Here is a 19,469-nt window from a genome sequence, read left to right as displayed (position 1 = left end):
GCGGACCCCGAATACGACCGGCACGGCGGCTTCCCGCTCTTCGAACCCGCAACGCCGGGACCGGGATTCGGGCCGTTCCTGAGCTCGATGCGGCGGCTGCAGGATCTCGCCGTCTCGGCCGATCCGGACAGCGATACCTGGGTCGACGCCGCCGCCAGGGCCGAGGAACTGGTCAAGTTGCTCGACCCCTTCGAGGCCGCCGAGGGCGTCGGCCCCGCCAACCGAGTGCCAAGCCTTCCCGGATCCGGCAGCCTCTTGATGCCGCCGTATCGGGTGACGACGTTCGAAGCCGACGGGGTCGAGTTGTCGGTGCAGTTCAGCCGTTTCCACGTCGGTGGAAACTCGGCCGTCCACGGTGGCGTGCTGCCACTGCTGTTCGACTCGATCTTCGGCATGGTGATCCACGCCGCGGGTCGCCCGATCAGCCGCACCGGCTTCCTGCACGTCGACTACCGCAACGTCACCCCCATCGACACGCCGTTGAGCGCTCGCGGCTGGATCCGCGAGGTCGACGGGCGCAAGGCGTTCGTCAACGCCGAACTGCGTCGTCCCGACGGAACGCTGTGCGCCGAGGCCAACGGGTTGATGATTCGGCTCCTGCCTGGCCAACCCTGAAGCCCGGCCAACCCTGACTCTGCGCGGCGATCGCCGTCGGCTGGCCACTGGGCGTGTCACCATGACCCCGTGACCGACGACGCCGCCCAGCGACAGCTCCGCAAGCTGTCGACACCCCGCGCGGCCGCGGTGGCAGGGGTGCTCTTCGCGCTGCTGTTCGGGACCGCCTTGATCCTGATCCGGCTGTCGCTGCCCGAGCACCCCGTGGCCGGTGACCAGTGGGTGGAGTCGGGCAAGGGGCGTTTTCACATTGCGGCCGTCCTGCTTCCGTTCTCGGGCATCGCGTTCCTCTGGTTCATCGGGGTCGTCCGTGACGGGTTCGGCCGCCTCGAGGACAAGTTCTTCTCGTCTGTCTTCATCGGCAGCGGGCTGTTGTTTCTCGCCATGATGTTCGTGGCAAGTGCAGTGGGGGTGGCCCTGTCGGCGAGCGACGGGTTTGCCTCAGACCCGAATGCCCATTCCCAGGTGGTCGACTTCGGCCAGGTTCTGATGACGACGCTGACCAAGACCTACGCGCTACGCATGGCGGCGGTGTTCATGATGTCGCTGGCCACCATCTGGCTCAAGACTGCCTTGATGCCGCGCTGGTTGGTGATGACGACCTACGCGGTGGTGGTGGCGATCGTCATCGCCGCGGACGTCAGTATGTGGATCACGTTGGCGTTCCCGGCGTGGGTGCTGCTCGTCAGCCTGTTCGTGCTGAACCGCGCCGGCGTCATCGACCTGGATCCCGGCGAGGACCGCCCAAAGCCGTCACGCCCGTAGTCAACACCGGCCGTGGCGTCTAACATCGGCGTGTCGGGTCCAGAACGTAGCCCGCACTAGCGGTTCCGGGGGGAATCCGGGGGGAATTGCCATGGCATCTGCCGATGGTTCAACGTCTTCGGTCGAAACCTGCGACGTCTGCATCGTGGGTGCGGGGATCACGGGACTCAATGCCCTCTTCGTCGCCAGTCAGTACCTTGGTCGCGGTCAGCGCGTCATCCTCGTCGACCGCAGACCGCGAGCAGGCGGCATGTGGGTCGATACGTACCCGTACGTTCGATTGCATCAGCCGCACCCCATGTTCACTGCGGGGAACATCCCCTGGACCCTCGGTGAGAAACCTGGCTATCTGGCGACGAAGACCGAGGCGCTCAACCATCTCGAACACTGTCTGAACGTCATCAAGCGGGACGTCAGTGTCACCGAGCTCTTCGGCTGGACCGCGGTGTCGCACGACGAGACGTCGGCAGGCGTGCTGGTCCACTGCAGATCGTCCGAAGGTGAGTCCTTGACGATTGACGCGAAGAGGCTGATCAACGCGCACGGCTATCGCATCGACCCCAATAACCCGCTGGTGCTGTCGAGTGCGCGTGTGAATTCGGTGTCTCCGGATTCGTGCGACGTGCGAAGCGGCGCAATGGCTGACGACGGCGCCCCCGTGTGGGTCGTCGGTGGCGGCAAGACGGGGATGGATACGGCGCACGCTCTGATCGAGCGATATCCGGGCCGAGAGGTCAACCTGGTCGCAGGCTCGGGGACCTACTTCGGGCGTCGTGATCGTCTGTTTCCCGGCGGCGCGGGCCGGTGGTGGCGAGGAACGCAAATCGGCGTTGTCGCCAGGCGGACGGCGCTGCGCTTCGACGGAACCAACGAGAGCGAAGTAGCCGAGTGGTACCGCAAGAAGTACGCCACCTGGGTTACCCCCACCGCCAGGAACTACATGCTCGGCATCTTGTCCGATGCCGAGAGCAAGACGATCGCCGCTGGCATGAACTCAGTCGTCATGGATCATCTCGTGGACGTGCTCGACCGCGACGGGACCACCGAGATGGTGTTCCGCACCGGTGCCACCAAGCCCGTCGAACCTGGCAGCTGGATCGTGAACTGCACGGGATACGTCATGCGCAAGGACGTTCCCTATGAGCCATTCGTCTCGTGCGGTGGAGCCGTGCTTTCGATCCAGACACGCTCGGCCGCTCTGCACTTGTCGTCCTTTGCCGGCTACTTCTTGACCCATCTTCTGTTTCTCAACCTGCTCCGCGATACCGAGCTATGTGAACTCGATCTACAGGAAATGCAGAAGAAGTCGAAGGTGGCGTTGCCCTACGTCATGTTCTCGCTCGTCCAGCACAACATCAGCGTGATGGGAGATTGTTTGCCTGGCAGAGTGTTTGGCGAATGCGGTCTCGACTTCGATCTCTGGTACCCGTATCCGAGACGTCTGGTGGGCTCGGCGCCGTTCCTGCTCAAGCACCGCCGTGAACGCGCGCAGCATCGGCGCACTCTCGAGACCGTGCGTCAGCGGTTCGACGTCCGCTGCGGCCCGTTGCCGACGAACGGGTCACGTCAGACGTAGCACCGACGCCGGGCAGATCTTGACCGCCTCGCGGGCATGGTCCTCCTCGGCTTCGGGGACGTCCTCGACGAGCAGCACCACGACGCCGTCGTCGTCCTGATCGAACAGCGCATCGGAGATCATCACGCAGTTGCCCGATGCGATGCAGTCGTCGCGGTCGGCTTCGAGTTTCATGTCACCACCTCACTGCCAACGACCGTAGCCCGTAGATGAAGTGAAACGAGCGGAACTGGACGTCTTCGAAGTCTTCGGCGAGCGCCAGGTTCGGGAAGCGGTGCAGCAGCGCGGGCCAGGCGATCCGCATCTCCATGCGGGCCAGCGGTGCGCCGAGGCAGTGGTGCACCCCGTGACCGAAGGCCAGGTGGCCAGGCGCGCCGCGGCGGATGTCGAGAACGTCTGGGGCATCGGTGAATTCGGGATCCCGGTTGCCCGATGGCAGCGAGGCGAAGACCAGCTGGCCAGCCGGGATCGGCACGCCGGCGACCTCGACGTCGGTGGTGGTGATGCGGGGGATCGAGGAGTGCACGATCGACAGCCACCGCAGGAGTTCCTCGACAGCGGGGCCGATGGCATCGGGATCGTCGCGCACTGCCGCCAGCTGATCGGGGTGCCGCAGCAGGGCCAGGGTGCCAAGCCCCAACATGTTCGACGTCGTCTCATGGCCGGCGAGCAGGAGAAGGCCTGCGATGCCGACGAGTTCGTCGTCGGTGACCTCGGCGCCGTGCTCGCGGATCAGCATGCCGAGGATGTCCTCACCGGGATGACTGCGGGCGCGGGCCACCAGGGACTGCATGTACGCGCGGCCCCGGCGCTGCACCTCGAAGCGCTCGGCGATGGGAAGCGACAGGTCGAGCTGGCGGGTCGAGCGGGCCTGGAAGTCGGCGCGGTCCTCATACGGCACCCCGAGTAGCTCGCAGATGACAAGTGACGGAATGGGCAGGGCGAAGTGCTCGACGAGGTCCGCGGGCGGCCCGGCGGCCGCCATCGCGTCGAGGTGCTCGGTGACGATCTCGGTGATCCGCGGCTCCAGTCGCTTGATCCTCCGGATGGTGAACTCCGGGGTCAGCATGCGTCGCAGCCTTTGGTGCTCCGGCGGGTCGAGGCCGAGCAGGTTGCCCGCCCGCGCGCTGGCCAGTTCCTCGTCGGGCATGACGGGTGCGCCGGGGATCACGAACTCTGGAGGTCGCGCATTGGAGAAGTGCTCGTGGTCGGAAAGCACCCGCTTGACGTCGTCGTGCCTGGTGACCAGGTACACGGTCATGCCGAAAGAGTTGACCACTTTCTGCACGCCAGGGCCCCGCCGAATCTCGCCGAGGGCCGGGGTGGGATCGAAGGCGTCACGGCGCATGTGCAGGGGTGGCAGCGAGGGAGCCGGTGCGGTCATGCCTTCGACGGTACCGACGGTTCCGTCAGCGCCGCAGGAAGTCCTCCACCAGAGCATTGACCAGCGCGGGGTCTTCCAGCCCGGCGAGGTGCGCGACCCCGTCGAGGACGACGAACGACGCGCCGGGGATGGCATCGGCCATGGCCTTGGTTTCGGAGTTGGAGAACGTGGCGTCCTCGACTCCCGCGACTACCAGCACGGGCGTCGTCACCCGGGAGAGCAGGGCCCGTTGGTCGGGTCGCCGTGGCACCACGCTGCGCACCGCCCACGAACACGACTCCAGGTCGTCGGCGTGCACGGTGTCGCGGACGTAGGAGACGACGGCCGGTCGGGTGCGAAACGTCGTCGGACCGAGGAACGCCTTGAGCACCGACCGGGTCAGCGGGGGCCGAATCCCGCCGAGCCACCCCGCGATCCGTAGCAACGCCCCGTATTCGACCTTCTGCCAGAAGCCTGCGGCGGACGCCGTGCAATTCATCAGCACTGCCCGCCCGATGCGACCGGGGTAGGTCGCGGCGAAGGTACCGCCGATCATCCCGCCCCAGGAGTTCCCGACGAAGTGCGCGCGGTCGATGCCGAGGCCGTCGAGGATGTCGACGACGCATCGCGCGCACTCGTCGAAGGTGAATGCGGCCGTGAGTCTTTCGCTCTCGCCGTGTCCTGGTGGGTCGACGAGGACGACTTGGTAGCGGTCGGCGAAGTGCGCAGCCTGCGCGGACCACATGTGGCCCGTCATCAGCAGGCTCGGCCAGAAGAGGATCGCATCACCCGAGCCGTCGACTCGAACTCGAATCCGACCGAGCACGGTTTCAACCTGTTCGTCCCGCACCTTGGAAACCGTAGTCGCCGTCGTTGGAGACCCCACTGCACGCCTAGTCGCGGTCCAGCGTCGCCTCCTCGAGGTCCAGTCCGCGCAGCACCGACCTGAGCACCTCGTCGTTGATCCGTCCCGCATCGCGCTCGTCGATGAACGCCTTGCGCTCGGCCTGGAGCATCTCGAGTCGGAGCCGCCGGAACGCCGCCGCGGGGCCTTCGCCGATCTCATCGTCGCTGCGGCCCAACTGTTCCCACGCAGAATTGCTGCGACGGTCGTTCCAGTGCCGGAGGACGGTGGCGGCGCGCTCGTGGACGTCGGACTCGTGGCGCTGATCGGCCATGATCACGTCGAGCCGGTCGGCGGCCGCCTGGGCGGCCTTGGTTTGCGCGGCGGCCTCGTCGAGGGCGTCCTGATGGGCGTCGTCGGCTTGGACGTCGAGCACCTTGATGATCCAGGGCAGGGTGAGCCCGTGCAGCAGTAGCGTCCCGACCACGACCACGAACGTCAGGAACACCAACTGAGGTCGGCCGGGGAAGGGGTCGCCCGACAGGGTGGTGACGGGCACGGCGAACGCGGCGGCCAGAGACACCACGCCGCGCATTCCTGCCCACGCGACGATGAAGACCTGTGCCTTGGTGGGGGCTTCCTCGTTCTCCCTGATCCGCCTGGAAAGCTTGCGCGGCACGAAGGCCATCAGGAACACCCAGACGATCCGGACGCCGATCACCGTCGCCAGCACCGCCGCCGAGGCGATCCCCAGCACCGCGGCCGAGATGCCCTTCAGCTCGCCGACGACCGTAGGCAGCTGCAGTCCGATCAGGAGGAAGGCGAAGGACTCGAGGACGAATTGCAGGGTCTTCCACACCGCGGTGTCCTGCAGTCGCGTGGCGTAGCTCGCCCGCGTCGAGCGCTGGCCGAGGATGAGGGCGGCCACCACGACGGCGATGACGCCGGAGCCGTGCACCTCCTCGGCGAGCAGGTAGATGAAGAACGGCGCCACCAGCCCGAGCGCGCTCTCCACCAGCGAGTCGCCGAGCCAGGTCCTGACGTAGACGATGAGCGAGCCCATCGCCCCACCGATCACGGCGCCGCCGACGGCGGCGAGCCCGAAGGTGAACAGCGGCGTGCCCCACGTGGCGGCGGTGCCGATCGCGGCGGCGAGCGCGACCTTGTACGCCGTGAGCGCCGTCGCATCGTTCAGCAGACTCTCGCCGCCGAGCAGCGTCATGATCTGGCGCGGCAGTCCCAGCCTGCGACCGATCGCCGTCGCGGACACCGCGTCGGGTGGCGCGACGATAGCGCCGAGCGTGAACGCCGCGGCGAGCGTCAACTCGGGCACCGTGTGATAGGCGACGATGCCCACGGCGAACGTCGTCACCAGGGGCAGCCCGACCGCCAGCAGACCGATCCTGCGGGTGTTCTTGCGTAGCGCGACGTAGCTGCTCTCGAGTCCTGCCGACCACAGCAGCGGCGGCAGGATGACGAACAGCACCAGGTCGGGTTCGAGCTCGATGCCGTGCACGCCGGGGATGAGCCCGGCCAGCAACCCGGCCACCACCAGCGCCAACGGTCCAGACACGTCGTATCGGCGCGCGATCCCGGCGAGCAGCACCGACACCACCAGGACCGCAAGCAATGAGGCTCCGCCCACGCCGCCACACCTCCTAGATCAGGGCCGCCCTATTCTTGACGGCATGCGGAGGAGAACGCGACAGCGCGACGTGAATTCCCCGCCATCGCCCAGGACGTGCGAGCACCTTGCGGAGACCGCCGATGCCGCCGTGCCGGAACCGCTCACCCCCGGCAGGTGCCAGGAATGCGATGAACTCGGTGAGAGTACCTGGGCTCACCTGCGGATGTGCCTGACGTGCGGGCACGTCGGCTGCTGCGACTCGAGCCCACACAAGCACGCCAACCGGCACTTTCACGACACCGAGCACCCCGTCATGCGTTCGGTGGAGCCCGGTGAGAATTGGCGGTGGTGCTACGTCGACATCCGACTCGGTTGATCGTCTGGCAGGGTGGATAGGCGATGACTGAATCCACGGAGCGAGGCTCGCCCGAGCGACCATCCGGCACCGATCGTCCCAGTACGGTGCTGCTGCTCGGGGCCGGCGACCCGGGTCCCGAACTGGCCCTTGCATTCCGGCGCCTCGGCGTCTCCGTGACACACGTCGAGGAGTGCGCGGACGCCGACGCGGTGGTCGCCCTGCTCGACGAGCACCGGCCAAACTACGTCGTCGCCGTGTCGACGGACGTCTCACCGGCGGTGCTCATCGCCGCGGCGGAGCGTGACTCGGTCGAGGTGTTCCCGACGCCGCGCGCCACTCGACTCGGCGCGGATCGGGAAGGACTGCGCAAGCTGGCCGCTGACGAGCTCGGCCTGCCGACCGTGCCGTTCTGGTTCGCGTCGTCGCCTGAGGAACTGGGCGCGGTCGCCGGGCACGCTGGTTTTCCGCTGCTGGTATCACCGTTGGCGGGACCTGCCACCGACGGCCAATCGGTGCTGACGCGGCCCGACGACGTCGAGGCCGCGTGGAAGCGGGCGGTCGAGGCGGGGCCGACGCTGCCCAACAAGGTGATGGCCGAGACCGTCGTCGACGTGGACGAAGAGGTCACCCTGCTGACGGTGCGCACCACCGAACCGTCGGGACCCGCGGTGCAGTTCTGCGAGCCGATCGGGCACCGGCGGGCCGAAGGAGCTCCCTTGGAGACATGGCAGCCGCAGCGGCTGTCACTCGCGGCGCTCGACGCGGCGCGCTCCATCGCCGCGCGCATCGTTCATTCGCTGGGTGGCCGCGGCGTGTTCGCCGTCGAACTACTCGTCCGTGGTGACGAGGTGTACTTCGCCACCGTCAACGCGCAGCCGTTCGACGTCGGACTGATAACCGCTCGGTCGCAACGGCTTTCGCAGTTCGAATTACACGCCAGGGCGATCCTCGGGTTGTCCTGCGACACGATCATGATCTCCCCGGCGGCGGCGGAGGTCAGCACTCGGCGGGACGTCCCGGGCAGTGCCCTGATCGAGGCGTTGGAGGTGCCCGAGAGCGACGTGCGACTGCTCGGCACGACGTCCGTCGCGATCGCGACCGCGCCGGACGTCGTCAGGGCCCGCGATCGCGCGCACCGGGTGTCGACCGTCGTCCACGGACTCGGGTCGTGACTGGATCCGATTCCGAGGCGGATTCGGGTCCCATCCAGCTGCCAGAGCCAGAACCCGATCGCCCGACCATCGCCCCGTTTCTGGGTGCGCTGGCGGTCATCGCGATCGTCGTGATCGGAATCGTCCTCTTCAACGTCTTCGGGTCGGACACCACCACTCCTGGCGACCAGGTGGCGCGGGCGGCCGTGGCTCAGAACGACGCCATCCAGCGCCAGGACTACTCGGCCTTCCGCACCGTCACCTGTCGTGCCGGGCAGGGTACCGAGGCCGACTTCCTGGCGCGCCAACGGGATTCGGTGACCAAGAACGGGGAGCGCTACCTCGACGACGTCACCGACATTCACGTCGACGGCGACCGCGGTTCGGCGAACGTCACGTACCACTTCGCCAAGACGCCGGAGCAGAAGACTCCCACCGGGTTGAGCTTCGCCAAGGAGGACGGGTCGTGGAAGGTTTGCGCCAGCTAGATATGGGACACTCGCGGTCGTGAGTTATGCCGGAGACATCACCCCCGAAGAGGCGTGGAAGCTGTTGGCCGACGACCCCGAGGCCGTGCTGGTCGACTGTCGCACCGCAGCCGAGTGGCGCTTCGTCGGCGTGCCCGACGTCTCTTCCCTGCGGCGCGACGTCGTCTACATCGAGTGGAGTCGCACCGACGGCACGCACAACGACGGGTTCGTCGCCGACCTGGTGGCCGCGGGCGTGACGCCAGGTGAGCGGCCGATCGTATTCCTGTGCCGCTCCGGGAACCGCTCGATCGGCGCGGCCGAGGCCGCCACCGAGGCAGGTATCGCACCGTCCTACAACGTGCTCGACGGCTTCGAGGGCAACCTCGACGACGACGGGCACCGCGGTGGGACGGGTTGGAAGGCCGTCGGCCTACCGTGGCGGCAGTCGTGAGTCCCGGATCCGAACAGGGCGGGGAGCAGTCCGTGCCGTCGGTTCGGATCCCTGCGCCGTTGCCCGACGGCGTCAGCCAGGCGACCATCGGGGTGCGCGGCGGCCTGCTGCGGTCCGGCTTCGAGGAAACCGCCGAAGCCCTGTACCTGACGTCGGGTTACGTCTACGCGTCCGCGGCCGACGCGGAGAAGGCGTTCACCGGTGAGATCGACCGCTACGTGTACTCGCGCTACGGCAACCCGACGATCTCGATGTTCGAGGAGCGCCTGCGGTTGATCGAGGATGCGCCGGCTGCCTTCGCGACGGCGACGGGCATGGCGGCCGTATTCACCTCTCTCGGTGCGCTTCTCGGCGCGGGCGATAGGCTCGTCGCCGCGCGCAGCCTGTTCGGCTCCTGCTTCGTGGTGTGCAGCGAGATCCTGCCGCGCTGGGGAGTCGAGGTCGTGTTCGTCGACGGCGAAGACCTCTCGCAGTGGGAGGAGGCGTTGTCGGTGCCGACCCAGGCGGTGTTCTTCGAGACGCCGTCGAACCCGATGCAGTCGCTGGTCGACATCGCCGCGGTGTGCGACCTCGCCCATGCCGCCGGCGCGAAGGTGGTGCTGGACAACGTCTTCGCCACACCGCTGCTGCAGCAGGGCCTCCCGCTCGGTGCGGACGTGGTGGTGTACTCCGGCACCAAGCACATCGACGGGCAGGGCCGGGTCCTCGGCGGCGCGATCCTCGGCGACAAGGAGTACATCGACGGGCCGGTGCAAAAGCTCATGCGCCACACCGGGCCTGCGATCAGCGCGTTCAACGCGTGGACCATGTTGAAGGGTCTCGAGACGCTGGCGGTTCGGGTGAACTACTCGAACGCAGCGGCGCAGCGAATCGCCGAGTTCCTGGAGAACCACCCGTCCGTGTCGTGGGTGAAATACCCGTTCCTGGAGTCACATCCGCAGTACGACCTGGCCAAGCGCCAGATGCGCGGCGGCGGCACGGTCGTCACCTTCGAGTTGGCAGGCGGTACCAAGGAGAGCGCCTTCGAGGTGCTCGACAAGCTGCGGGTCATCGACATCTCGAACAACCTGGGCGACGCCAAGTCGCTGATCACCCATCCGGCCACCACGACCCACCGGGCGATGGGTCCGGAGGGTCGGGCGGCGATCGGGCTCGGCGACGCGGTGGTGCGGGTGTCCATCGGCCTCGAGGGCACCGAGGACCTGATCGCGGACCTGGACCAGGCGCTGAGTTAGATGTCGCGGTCGAGTGCGGCCAAGAAGGCGCGTCGCAAGAAGCGGGTGGGCGCCCGCAACGAGAGCTGGCTGTCCGCCGACCTACACGCCGAGATCAAGGGCGTCGCACGCATCGCGAACGAAATCATCCCGCGCGGTTGGGAATTCGATCACGAATACTCGACCGACGAGTTCGTCACGTGGTACTACCCGCCATCGGGGGTCGAGGAGTCCGAGGAGACGGACGAGTCCGTCGAAGCGGTGACCCGAATCTGGCTCACCGATCCGGACGAACCGCACGTGATCCTCGTCGGCGGGAGCGAGGACGCCGCCGACATCGTGCTCACGGTCGAGGAGTTGTTCGCGCGGCTGACGGAGTTCGAGGAGTACCGACCCGACTGATCTTGTCGGTGCTCGCGCGTACCCTCATCCCATGCCAGGGCCGGACCGCCTCGTCTACTACCTGCGTGGCGCTCCGGAGAGCTTCGACGGCGCTCCCGACGCGATCGAGATTCCGCGGGTCTACGAGACGGAGTCCGACGCGCGCGCAGAGCTGAGCGTCGTCATGACGCTGAGTCGGATGGTGCATGGCGACGCGATCGCGAACTCGACCAGTTGGTATCTGCAGACCGCCGACGTCGCGAGTGCGCCCGCGCTCGGCGAGGAGGAGGTGTTCCACGGCTACCTGCTCGCCGACACCGTGTATCCGCTCGCGGGCGGGTGGGACGAGTTGCTCGACGCCTTCGATTGGGAGCCCTTCGTGTGCGAGATCGAACGAGGTCGCGCCCATCGCGCCCGGCTCCCGTGGCGACGAGACATGCTGGGCCAGTTCAGCATCGAGACATGTCGACCGACGTGCGACATCGACTACTCGTACTTCCGGTTCACGCCGGTCTCGTCCGAACTGCTCGTCCGCCCGCTGAACGTCTACGTGACGGAGCCGTTGTTCTAATGCCGTTGTTCTAGCTCTCGCCCGGCTTCTCCAGCACGCCCTGGGCGGTCTGGGCCCGGTCCTCGTAGGTCTTGCGCGCGGTCTTGTCGAAGTCGAGGAAGACGTGGTCGTTGCCCATCTGCTTGGATAGCCAACGCCTGCCGCGCGGTCCGAGCATCGAGGTGACGGCGCCGATGAACCGCAACGGGGTTGGCACCGACACGTGGGTCTTGGGCTTGTCGAGCGCCTTGACGATCGCGTCTGCGATGTCCTCGGGCTGCACGGGCTTCTGGGCGCCGGTGTTCTTGGTGCCGGCGATGAGTTCGGTGTTGGTGAACGTCGGCAGGATGACGGTCACTTCGACGCCCTGGGGCGCGAACTCGTCGGCCATCGCCGTGGACAAGCCGACGACGGCGAACTTGGTTCCTGCGTAGACGACCTGACCCGGGACGGCGACCATGCCTGCCATCGAGGCGATGTTGACCACGTGCCCTCGGCGGCGGCGCACCATTTCGGGCAGCACCAGTTGGCATCCGGTGAGCACGCCGTAGAAGTTGACCTCGATCGAGGAGCGGATCGACTGCTCGGACTGGTCGAGAAACGGCCCGACGGGCATCACGCCTGCGTTGTTGATCAGAACGTCGATGTGACCAGCCGAATCGCCTGAGCCGTCGGTGCGGGCCTTGTCGAGGAACACCTCGAATGACTCCCGGTCGGTGACGTCGAGTGGATAGCCCGTGACCTGGCCGAACTTGGCGAGGCCGGCGACCGCCGACTCGAGAACGGCCACGTCGCGGTCACCGATGACCACGCGGGCGCCGCGGCCGAGAAGGGCCTTCGCGGTGGCGTGCCCAATGCCGCGAGCGGCGCCGGTGATCGCGATGGTCCTGCCCCTGATGTTGTCCATGGCGCCAAACTTTACACGTGTCAAGTTTTGCTGTGAAGCCCGGGCGGATTGCAATCACGCTGACGCGAATACCCCCGTCTGGAATGCGGAACGATGCGTCACGTTGGACATTTATGTGATGAGGACGAAGTGATGAGGACTCGGTGATGCCCCAGTCAACCCTGGACGGACTGCGCTTCGTCACCGTCGGCCAGCGCGACCCGCTGGCCGAGCCGCTGCTGGCCGAACTCGCCGTCGAATACGCCACCAGGTACGGCAGCACCCCCGAACGGGTCGGCACGTGGCTGCGGGGCCATCCGGCCGACGAGTTCGAGGCACCCGATGGCGGCCTGCTCATTGGCGTGCTCGACGACCGCCCCGTCACCGGCGGAGCGTTCCGTCGCTTCGACGACCAGACCGCCGAGCTCAACCGGATCTGGACCGACAGCGGACACCGCCGCCGCGGGTTCGCGCGGGCACTCCTCGACGAACTCGAAGCCGAGATCACCGTCCGCGGTTACCGGCGCGTCTACCTGACCACGGGGGACCGTCAGCCGGAGGCCGAGGCGCTGTACCTGGCGACCGGGTACACCAAGCTGACCGAGCCGCTTCTTGCCGGGCCCGAAGGAGAGATCTACCCGATGGCGTTCCTGAAGGAGTTGTGGCCGTGACCGTTCCGCTGTCGATACTCGACCTCGCGCCGATCAGTGAGGGCAGCGACGCCAGGACGGCGTTGCGCAACACCGTCGACCTGGCGCAGCACGCCGAACATTGGGGATTCCGCCGCTACTGGCTCGCCGAGCATCACTTCGTCGCCGTGGCCAGCTCGTCGCCCGCGGTGCTGATTGGCCAGCTGGCCGCGGCCACCGAGCGGATTCAGGTCGGCGCGGCCGCCGTTCAGCTGGGCTACACCACCGCCGTCGCGGTGGTGGAGAGCTTCGGCATCCTCGATGCGCTGCACCCCGGCCGCATCGACCTCGGTGTTGGCCGGTCGGGGCAGCGGCGCAGAGAGGCAGCCGCCACCAAACCGGACCGGCCAAAACCACCGCCGCGGACCTGGCAAGAGATCGACGACGTCGTCATCCCGACACCGTTCGACATCACCGCGTTATTGAGCAATCCTCGGTTGCGGGCCAGGGCGTCGGCGCTCCAGCAGCCCGAGGCCAACGCGCCCGACTTCGGCGATCAGGTGGCCGACATCCTCGCGATGCTCGACGGCACCTTCTCCGTCGACGGAGTCGAGGCGCATGTCACGCCTGGCGAGCGAGCCACGTTGTGGCCGTGGGTGTTCGGCAGCAGCAAGGGACAGAGCGCGCAAGTGGCGGCGAAGTTCGGCCTTCCGTTCGTCGCGAGCTACCACATCACGCCCGCGACGGCGCTCGAGGCGGTCGCCGTCTATCGCGATGGCTTCCAACCGTCGGCCGAGTTCCGCGAGCCCTATGTCGTGGTGTCTGCGGACGTCGTGGTGGCCGACGACACCGCCACTGCCAAACAGCTGGCGTCGACCTATGGGAATTGGGTCTACGCCATCCGTGCCGGCGACGGCGCCGTCCCGTATCCCGATCCGGCGTCGAGCACGCCGTTGACCGCCGAGCAGGAAGCGGTGGTCAAGGACCGCACCGCAACGCAATTCGTCGGCGATCCCGACGAGGTGGCCCACCGACTCGACGCACTGCAGCGGCTGAGCGGTGCCGACGAGTTGGTCATCACGTCGGTCACGCACGCGCATTCGGACCGACTGCGCTCTCACGAGCTGATCGCAAAGCGCTGGGGGTTGTAGCGGCTACGCTCGACCCGTGCTGTCGGAGCTGACGGTGGGCTGGCTGATACTGGTCGTCGGCCTGTTGACCTTCGCAGGCGGAGTGGGACTGCGCTCCTACGTGGGCCGTCGTCCCAACCAGCGGCTCGGCCGGATGCTGCGCAAGTTCCGCGAATCCGCCGTCGGCGGGATGCTGTACGGACCCGTTGGGTCCGACGCCCGCGAACCAGAGGAACTCGACCAGACCATCCTGATGCCGACGCTGGTCCTCGGCTGCGGATTCATGCTGACCGCGATCTTCCTGCTCGGCTACCAGATCCTCACGTAGCCAGTCTCACGTGGCCGGTCTCAGGTAGCCAGCGAGGCCTGTTCGGCCGCTGCCCTGATGGAGCCGCGCCAGACGGGGCCGTGACCTGGCAGCAGCACCTCGGTGTCCAGCATGCCAAGGGCAGAGAGGCTGCGGACGCAGGCGGTCTGATCGTGGTTGAAGAGGCCCGGCAACAGTTGCGGTCCGCGGTTCGTCGACACCGGATGCCCGGTGACCAACGCATCGCCGCTGACGAGCACCCCATCGACCACGTACGAGCAGTGTCCGCCGGTATGGCCGGGGGTGGGAATCGCCATCGGTGTGCCGGGGAGCGCCGCCGCGACCTCCTCGGTGAGGGATCGCGTCGTGGGGATGCCCTCCCGGGTCAGCGCGCCGACGCGGGCGATGTCGAACGACCACCTCAGATATCGAGGCAGCCACGCCTTGGCCGCCAGGTCGATCGGCGACACCTGCTCCAGGTACTCCCGATGGGCGTGGCCGACCTCACTGGCGTGGCAGAAGACCGGCGTGCCATGGGTTTTGGCAAACCAGATGGCCGACCCGAAGTGGTCGACGTGGGCGTGGGTGAGCAGGATCGCGTGAATGTCGTCGACGTCGAACCCGAGTTGGCGCACCGAGCCGAGCACCTCATCGCGCTGCCCGGGAAACCCGGCGTCGATGATCACGACACCCTTCCCGTCGGTGACGAGCGTCCAGTTGACGAGGTCGGTGTGCGCGAAGTGGACGGTGTCGGTGATGGCCGTCAGAGCCGCCATGCGACGAGTGTAGCGAGCGCGGTGGAATATCCATCCGGCGCGAGGGGTAGAAACGTAGCGTGGCTGAACTCAAGTTGGGATACAAGGCGTCGGCGGAACAGTTCGCCCCGCGAGAGCTCGTTGAACTGGCCGTGGCGGCCGAGGCGCACGGCATGGACAGTGCGACGGTCAGTGATCACTTCCAGCCGTGGCGCCACGAAGGCGGGCATGCACCGTTCTCGCTGGCGTGGATGACGGCAGTGGGCGAGCGCACCAAGCGCCTGGTGCTGGGCACGTCGGTGCTGACCCCGACCTTCCGCTACAACCCTGCGGTCATCGCGCAGGCCTTCGCCACGATGGGGTGCCTGTACCCCGACCGCATCTTCCTCGGCGTCGGCACCGGCGAGTCGCTCAACGAGATCGCCACCGGCTACGAGGGGGAGTGGCCCGAGTTCAAGGAGCGCTACGCCCGGCTGCGCGAGTCGGTGCGGCTCATGCGCGAACTGTGGCTGGGCGACCGGGTCGATTTCGAAGGCGAGTACTACAAGACCAAGGGCGCCTCCATCTACGACGTGCCCGAGGGTGGCATCCCGATCTACATCGCGGCGGGCGGACCCCAGGTGGCCAAGTACGCGGGCCGCGCGGGTGACGGTTTCATCTGCACCTCGGGCAAGGGCGCGGAGCTGTACAAGGACAAGCTCATCCCCGCCATGACGGAGGGTGCGGAGGCGGCGGGCAAGAACCCCGACGACGTCGACCGGATGATCGAGATAAAGATCTCCTACGACACCGATCCCGAGGCTGCCCTTGAGAACACCCGGTTCTGGGCGCCGCTGTCGCTGACCGCCGAGCAGAAGACCAACATCCATGACCCGCTGGAGATGGAGAAGGCCGCCGACGAGCTGCCCATCGAGCAGGTCGCCAAGCGCTGGATCGTCGCCTCTGATCCCGACGAAGCCGTCGCCAAGGTCAAGGACTACGTCGACTGGGGCCTCAATCACCTGGTCTTCCATGCCCCCGGCCATGACCAGCGTCGCTTCCTCGAACTGTTCAAGAAGGATCTAGAGCCGCGTCTACGCAAGCTGGGGTGATTTGGCAGGCTGGGGGCCGTGCCCAATGCGCCTATCTCCGCAATCTACGTAGCATCACCCGAGGGTGACACCGGTAAGTCCACGATCGCACTGGGAATTCTGCACCGGCTCGCGGCGACCGTGGCCAAGGTGGGAGTGTTCCGCCCCATCACCAGGATTACCGGAGGGCAGGAGCGAAGCGACCCGGGAAAGCAGCCCGAGGACCGCGACTACATCCTCGATCTGCTGCTGGCCCACACCACCGCGGGGCTGAGCTACGACGAGTGCGTTGGCGTCAGCTACCAGCAGCTGCACGACGATCCCGACTCGGCGCTGTCGGACATCGTCGACCGCTATCACCAGGTCGCCGAACGCTGTGACGCCGTCCTGATCGTCGGCAGCGACTACACCGACGTCGCGTCGCCGAGCGAGTTGTCCGTCAACGCGCGCATCGCGGTGAATCTGGGTGCTCCCATCGTGCTGGCCGTGCGGGCCGCCGACCGCACCCCCGACGACGTTGCGCACGTCGTCGAGTTGTGTCTGGCCGAGATCGCCGGCCAGCACGCCCACACCGCCGCTGTGGTCGCCAACCGTTGTGACCCAGCGGAATTGGCCGCTGTCGCCGAGGCGCTAAAGCGCGTCGCACCGAAGAGTTACGTGCTGCCGGAAGAGCCGCTGCTCGTTGCGCCGTCGGTTGGCGAACTCAGGGACGCGGTGCACGGTGCCGTGCTGAGTGGCGACGAGGACCTGCTCAACCGCGAGGCGCTCGGCGTCCTGGTCGCGGGGATGACGGCCGAGCACGTCCTCGAGCGGCTGACCGAGGGAATGGCGGTCATCACGCCCGGCGACCGCTCCGACGTGGTCCTGGCTGTGGCGAGCGCGCATGCGGCAGAGGGGTTTCCGTCGCTGTCGTGCATGATCCTCAACGGTGGGCTGCCCCTGCATCCCTCGATCGCGGCGCTGGTGTCGGGACTCGGGCTGCGGCTTCCGGTCGTCACCACCGAACTCGGAACCTACGACACGGCGCGGGCGGTGGCATCGGCGCGGGGACGGGTCACGGCCGATTCACATCGCAAGATCGACACCGCGCTGACGCTGATGGAAACCTACGTCGACACCGCTGATCTCCTTGCGCAGCTGGCGATCCCGGTGCCGTCGGTGGTGACGCCCCAGATGTTCACCTACCAGCTGCAGGAGCGGGCCCGCTCGCAACGCAAGCGCATCGTGCTGCCCGAGGGTGAGGACGATCGCATCCTCAAGGCGGCAGGTCGGCTGTTGCAGCGCTCGGTCGCCGACCTGGTGATCCTCGGCGAAGAGCCCGCCGTCCGTGCCCGCGCCGCCGAACTCGGTGTCGACCTCACGGCGGCTACCGTCCTCGACCCACAGACCAGCGAGCTGTGCGACCAGTTCGCCGAGCAGTACGCGGAGCTGCGCAAGCACAAGGGCGTCACGCTCGAGCAGGCACGCGAAACCATCCACGACGTCTCGTATTTCGGCACCATGCTGGTGCACAACGACATGGTCGACGGCATGGTGTCCGGTGCGAGGCACACCACCGCTCACACCATCAGGCCGGCGTTCGAGATCATCAGAACGACGCCGGGGGTCACCACGGTGTCGAGCATCTTCCTGATGTGCCTGGCCGACGAAGTCCTCGCGTACGGCGACTGCGCCATCGTGCCGGATCCCACGGCCGAGCAGCTCGCCGACATCGCGATCTCGTCGGCCCGCACCGCCGCTCAGTTCGGCATTGATCCGAGGGTGGCGATGCTGTCCTATTCGACGGGCACTTCCGGCACGGGCGCCGACGTCGACAAGGTAAGAACGGCAACCGAATTGGTGCGCTCGCGGGAGCCTGACCTGTTGGTAGAGGGGCCCATCCAGTACGACGCCGCGGTGGAGCCGTCGGTCGCGGTGACCAAGATGCCCGATTCCAAGGTCGCGGGCCGTGCGACGGTGCTGATCTTTCCCGACCTCAACACCGGCAACAACACATACAAGGCGGTGCAGCGCAGCGCGGGAGCGATCGCGATCGGGCCGGTGCTTCAGGGGCTCAACAAACCGGTGAACGATCTGTCCCGAGGAGCGCTCGTCGAGGACATCATCAACACCGTTGCCATCACCGCGATCCAGGCGCAGGGCAAGTGATGGTGGCCCTGACTCGCACCGTGTTGGTGCTGAACTGTGGCTCGTCGTCATTGAAATATGCTGTCGTCGAACCGGATTCGGGAAGTCAACTCGCCGACGGCATCATCGAGCGCATCGGCGCGGGACCAATCGCCGACCACGAGGCCGCGCTGCGGGCGGCGTTCGACGAATTGTCCGAGGCGGGCCTGGGTCTCGACTCTCTCGGACTGGTCGCGGTTGGGCATCGCGTCGTGCACGGCGGCCCGGACCTCTATCGGCCGACTGTCGTCGACGATGCGCTGGTCGCCACGCTTGAGACGCTTGCGCCGTTGGCGCCCCTGCACAATCCGCCTGCGATTCTCGGCATCGAGGTGGCGCGCAAGGTGCTGCCAGACCTGCCCCACGTCGCGGTGTTCGACACGGCGTACTTCCACGACCTGCCTCCTGCCGCAGCGACTTACGCGATCCCGCGGGATGTGGCCGCCCAGTGGCACATTCGGCGTTACGGTTTCCACGGCACCTCGCATCAGTACGTCAGTGAGCAGGCCGCACTGTTCGTCGGAGCCCCGTTGGAGTCGCTCAACCAGATCGTGCTGCACCTCGGCAACGGTGCGTCGGCGTCGGCGATCGTCGGCGGTCGGCCGCAGGACACCTCGATGGGGCTGACGCCGATGGAGGGTCTGGTGATGGGCACCCGGTCGGGTGACGTCGATCCCGGCGTCATCATGTATCTGAACCGCACGGCCGGAATGAGCATGGCCGAGGTCGAGACGATGCTCAATCGAAGCTCGGGCGTCCTGGGTCTCGGCGGGGAGATCGACTTCCGGCTTTTGCACGGACGCATCGAATCCGGTGATGCGGAAGCACGATTGGCCTACGAGGTCTACATCCACCGGCTGCGCAAGTACATCGGCGCGTATCTGGCGCTGCTCGGCAACACCGACGTGATTACGTTCACGGCGGGCGTCGGCGAGAATGACGCGGCGGTGCGCAGGGACGCGCTCAGTGGTCTGGCACCGCTCGGTGTCGAACTCGACGAGCACCTGAACGACAGTCCGGCGCGCTCACCGCGGCGCATCTCGTTCGAAACGTCACCGACGACGGTGCTCGTCATTCCGACCGACGAGGAACTCGCGATCGCCCGAGCCTGCATCGGGGTGCTTGAGGGTTCCTGAACAGGAGAAACGTCTGCTGAGACGC

General features: G+C 67.1%; 22 protein-coding genes. 16 read left to right on the top strand and 6 right to left on the bottom strand.

Features of this window, described 5'->3' with window-relative positions; genetic code table 11:
- The 3 genes from QOD90_RS01965 to QOD90_RS01955 form a co-directional block, all read left to right on the top strand.
- A partial coding sequence (locus tag QOD90_RS01965) for a PaaI family thioesterase (protein WP_526346138.1) occupies window positions 1–615 on the top strand: 615 nt, incomplete at its 5' end.
- A gap of 69 nt (window positions 616–684) precedes the next feature.
- The gene (locus QOD90_RS01960; RefSeq protein ID WP_526346136.1) at window positions 685–1,380 is read left to right on the top strand and encodes a hypothetical protein; all 696 of its coding nucleotides are present in this window, start codon (window positions 685–687) and stop codon (window positions 1,378–1,380) included.
- Window positions 1,381–1,471: 91 nt separating this feature from the next.
- The gene (locus tag QOD90_RS01955; RefSeq protein WP_526346134.1) at window positions 1,472–2,956 is read left to right on the top strand and encodes an FAD-dependent oxidoreductase; all 1,485 of its coding nucleotides are present in this window, start codon (window positions 1,472–1,474) and stop codon (window positions 2,954–2,956) included.
- Here QOD90_RS01955 and QOD90_RS01950 read toward each other — a convergent pair.
- The 4 genes from QOD90_RS01950 to QOD90_RS01935 are packed head-to-tail and all read right to left on the bottom strand — an operon-like array spanning window position 2,942 to window position 6,808.
- The gene (locus QOD90_RS01950; RefSeq protein WP_526346132.1) at window positions 2,942–3,130 is read right to left on the bottom strand and encodes a ferredoxin; all 189 of its coding nucleotides are present in this window, start codon (window positions 3,128–3,130) and stop codon (window positions 2,942–2,944) included. The two genes, QOD90_RS01955 and QOD90_RS01950, sit on opposite strands and share 15 nt — an antisense overlap.
- 1 nt (window position 3,131) lies before the next feature.
- On the bottom strand, window positions 3,132–4,340 hold the full coding sequence (locus tag QOD90_RS01945; protein ID WP_526346130.1) for a cytochrome P450: 1,209 nt from the start codon (window positions 4,338–4,340) through the stop codon (window positions 3,132–3,134).
- 25 nt (window positions 4,341–4,365) lie between these two features.
- The gene (locus tag QOD90_RS01940; protein ID WP_526346128.1) at window positions 4,366–5,169 is read right to left on the bottom strand and encodes an alpha/beta fold hydrolase; all 804 of its coding nucleotides are present in this window, start codon (window positions 5,167–5,169) and stop codon (window positions 4,366–4,368) included.
- A 43-nt stretch (window positions 5,170–5,212) separates the two neighbouring features.
- Window positions 5,213–6,808, bottom strand: a complete 1,596-nt coding sequence (locus QOD90_RS01935; RefSeq protein WP_526346126.1) for a Na+/H+ antiporter — start codon at window positions 6,806–6,808, stop codon at window positions 5,213–5,215.
- 43 nt (window positions 6,809–6,851) lie between these two features.
- On the opposite strand from QOD90_RS01935, the gene QOD90_RS01930 reads away from it, so the two are divergent.
- From QOD90_RS01930 to QOD90_RS01900, 7 genes are read left to right on the top strand one after another with little or no spacing between them, the layout of a single operon-like run.
- Entirely contained in the window at window positions 6,852–7,166 is a 315-nt protein-coding gene (locus tag QOD90_RS01930) for a UBP-type zinc finger domain-containing protein (RefSeq protein WP_526346124.1), read from the top strand.
- Window positions 7,167–7,189: 23 nt separating this feature from the next.
- Entirely contained in the window at window positions 7,190–8,320 is a 1,131-nt protein-coding gene (locus QOD90_RS01925; protein WP_526346122.1) for an ATP-grasp domain-containing protein, read from the top strand.
- Window positions 8,317–8,787: an Rv0361 family membrane protein gene (locus tag QOD90_RS01920; protein WP_526346120.1), complete on the top strand. Its 471-nt coding sequence runs from the start codon at window positions 8,317–8,319 to the stop codon at window positions 8,785–8,787. The genes QOD90_RS01925 and QOD90_RS01920 overlap by 4 nt, the downstream gene beginning before the upstream one ends.
- 19 nt (window positions 8,788–8,806) lie before the next feature.
- Window positions 8,807–9,220, top strand: coding sequence for a rhodanese-like domain-containing protein (locus QOD90_RS01915; protein ID WP_526346119.1), 414 nt, complete (start codon window positions 8,807–8,809; stop codon window positions 9,218–9,220).
- 32 nt (window positions 9,221–9,252) lie between these two features.
- Window positions 9,253–10,455 carry an O-succinylhomoserine sulfhydrylase gene (locus QOD90_RS01910; RefSeq protein ID WP_526346142.1) on the top strand — a complete coding sequence of 401 codons (1,203 nt, stop codon included), beginning with the start codon at window positions 9,253–9,255 and terminating at the stop codon, window positions 10,453–10,455.
- Window positions 10,456–10,836: a hypothetical protein gene (locus tag QOD90_RS01905; RefSeq protein WP_526346117.1), complete on the top strand. Its 381-nt coding sequence runs from the start codon at window positions 10,456–10,458 to the stop codon at window positions 10,834–10,836. It begins immediately after the preceding gene.
- A 31-nt stretch (window positions 10,837–10,867) separates the two neighbouring features.
- Window positions 10,868–11,386: a hypothetical protein gene (locus QOD90_RS01900; protein ID WP_526346115.1), complete on the top strand. Its 519-nt coding sequence runs from the start codon at window positions 10,868–10,870 to the stop codon at window positions 11,384–11,386.
- Between the two features lie 10 nt (window positions 11,387–11,396).
- Here QOD90_RS01900 and QOD90_RS01895 read toward each other — a convergent pair whose 3' ends face one another.
- Complete coding sequence (locus QOD90_RS01895; RefSeq protein ID WP_526346113.1) at window positions 11,397–12,272, bottom strand: SDR family NAD(P)-dependent oxidoreductase; 876 nt, start codon at window positions 12,270–12,272, stop codon at window positions 11,397–11,399.
- A 146-nt stretch (window positions 12,273–12,418) separates the two neighbouring features.
- Here QOD90_RS01895 and QOD90_RS01890 point away from each other — a divergent pair, with 146 nt between their 5' ends.
- Genes QOD90_RS01890 through QOD90_RS01880 form a run of 3 tightly spaced genes read left to right on the top strand, consistent with a single transcriptional unit; the run spans window position 12,419 to window position 14,338 of the window.
- A complete protein-coding gene (locus QOD90_RS01890) occupies window positions 12,419–12,922 on the top strand; it encodes a GNAT family N-acetyltransferase (RefSeq protein ID WP_526346111.1) in 504 nt (167 codons plus the stop codon).
- The gene (locus tag QOD90_RS01885) at window positions 12,919–14,031 is read left to right on the top strand and encodes an LLM class flavin-dependent oxidoreductase (protein ID WP_526346109.1); all 1,113 of its coding nucleotides are present in this window, start codon (window positions 12,919–12,921) and stop codon (window positions 14,029–14,031) included. The genes QOD90_RS01890 and QOD90_RS01885 overlap by 4 nt, the downstream gene beginning before the upstream one ends.
- A gap of 16 nt (window positions 14,032–14,047) precedes the next feature.
- A complete protein-coding gene (locus QOD90_RS01880; RefSeq protein WP_526346107.1) occupies window positions 14,048–14,338 on the top strand; it encodes a hypothetical protein in 291 nt (96 codons plus the stop codon).
- Window positions 14,339–14,358: 20 nt separating this feature from the next.
- On the opposite strand, the gene QOD90_RS01875 is transcribed toward QOD90_RS01880, so the two are convergent.
- On the bottom strand, window positions 14,359–15,093 hold the full coding sequence (locus tag QOD90_RS01875) for an MBL fold metallo-hydrolase (RefSeq protein ID WP_526346105.1): 735 nt from the start codon (window positions 15,091–15,093) through the stop codon (window positions 14,359–14,361).
- A gap of 59 nt (window positions 15,094–15,152) precedes the next feature.
- On the opposite strand from QOD90_RS01875, the gene fgd reads away from it, so the two are divergent.
- The 3 genes from fgd to QOD90_RS01860 are packed head-to-tail and all read left to right on the top strand — an operon-like array spanning window position 15,153 to window position 19,444.
- Window positions 15,153–16,163, top strand: coding sequence for a glucose-6-phosphate dehydrogenase (coenzyme-F420) (fgd, locus tag QOD90_RS01870; protein WP_526346103.1), 1,011 nt, complete (start codon window positions 15,153–15,155; stop codon window positions 16,161–16,163).
- Window positions 16,164–16,181: 18 nt separating this feature from the next.
- Window positions 16,182–18,290, top strand: a complete 2,109-nt coding sequence (gene pta / locus QOD90_RS01865) for a phosphate acetyltransferase (RefSeq protein WP_526346101.1) — start codon at window positions 16,182–16,184, stop codon at window positions 18,288–18,290.
- Between the two features lie 8 nt (window positions 18,291–18,298).
- Window positions 18,299–19,444, top strand: a complete 1,146-nt coding sequence (locus QOD90_RS01860; RefSeq protein WP_526346140.1) for an acetate/propionate family kinase — start codon at window positions 18,299–18,301, stop codon at window positions 19,442–19,444.
- Window positions 19,445–19,469: the final 25 nt, after the last annotated feature.

Source organism: Mycobacterium sp., from assembly GCF_032161845.1.
In the GTDB taxonomy this organism is placed as follows: Bacteria; Actinomycetota; Actinomycetes; order Mycobacteriales; family Mycobacteriaceae; genus Mycobacterium.
This window is presented reverse-complemented; position numbering and strand designations above follow the sequence as displayed.

Excerpts from the sequence above, each read along its gene's own strand:
- QOD90_RS01895 (WP_526346113.1), bottom strand. The coding sequence starts at position 12,272 with ATGGACAACATCAGGGGCAGGACCATCGCGATCACCGGCGCCGCTCGC.
- QOD90_RS01950 (WP_526346132.1), bottom strand. The coding sequence starts at position 3,130 with ATGAAACTCGAAGCCGACCGCGACGACTGCATCGCATCGGGCAACTGC.
- QOD90_RS01930 (WP_526346124.1), top strand. The coding sequence starts at position 6,852 with ATGCGGAGGAGAACGCGACAGCGCGACGTGAATTCCCCGCCATCGCCC.
- QOD90_RS01905 (WP_526346117.1), top strand. The coding sequence starts at position 10,456 with ATGTCGCGGTCGAGTGCGGCCAAGAAGGCGCGTCGCAAGAAGCGGGTG.
- QOD90_RS01955 (WP_526346134.1), top strand. The coding sequence starts at position 1,472 with ATGGCATCTGCCGATGGTTCAACGTCTTCGGTCGAAACCTGCGACGTC.
- QOD90_RS01925 (WP_526346122.1), top strand. The coding sequence starts at position 7,190 with ATGACTGAATCCACGGAGCGAGGCTCGCCCGAGCGACCATCCGGCACC.
- QOD90_RS01945 (WP_526346130.1), bottom strand. The coding sequence starts at position 4,340 with ATGACCGCACCGGCTCCCTCGCTGCCACCCCTGCACATGCGCCGTGAC.
- QOD90_RS01890 (WP_526346111.1), top strand. The coding sequence starts at position 12,419 with ATGCCCCAGTCAACCCTGGACGGACTGCGCTTCGTCACCGTCGGCCAG.
- QOD90_RS01900 (WP_526346115.1), top strand. The coding sequence starts at position 10,868 with ATGCCAGGGCCGGACCGCCTCGTCTACTACCTGCGTGGCGCTCCGGAG.
- QOD90_RS01875 (WP_526346105.1), bottom strand. The coding sequence starts at position 15,093 with ATGGCGGCTCTGACGGCCATCACCGACACCGTCCACTTCGCGCACACC.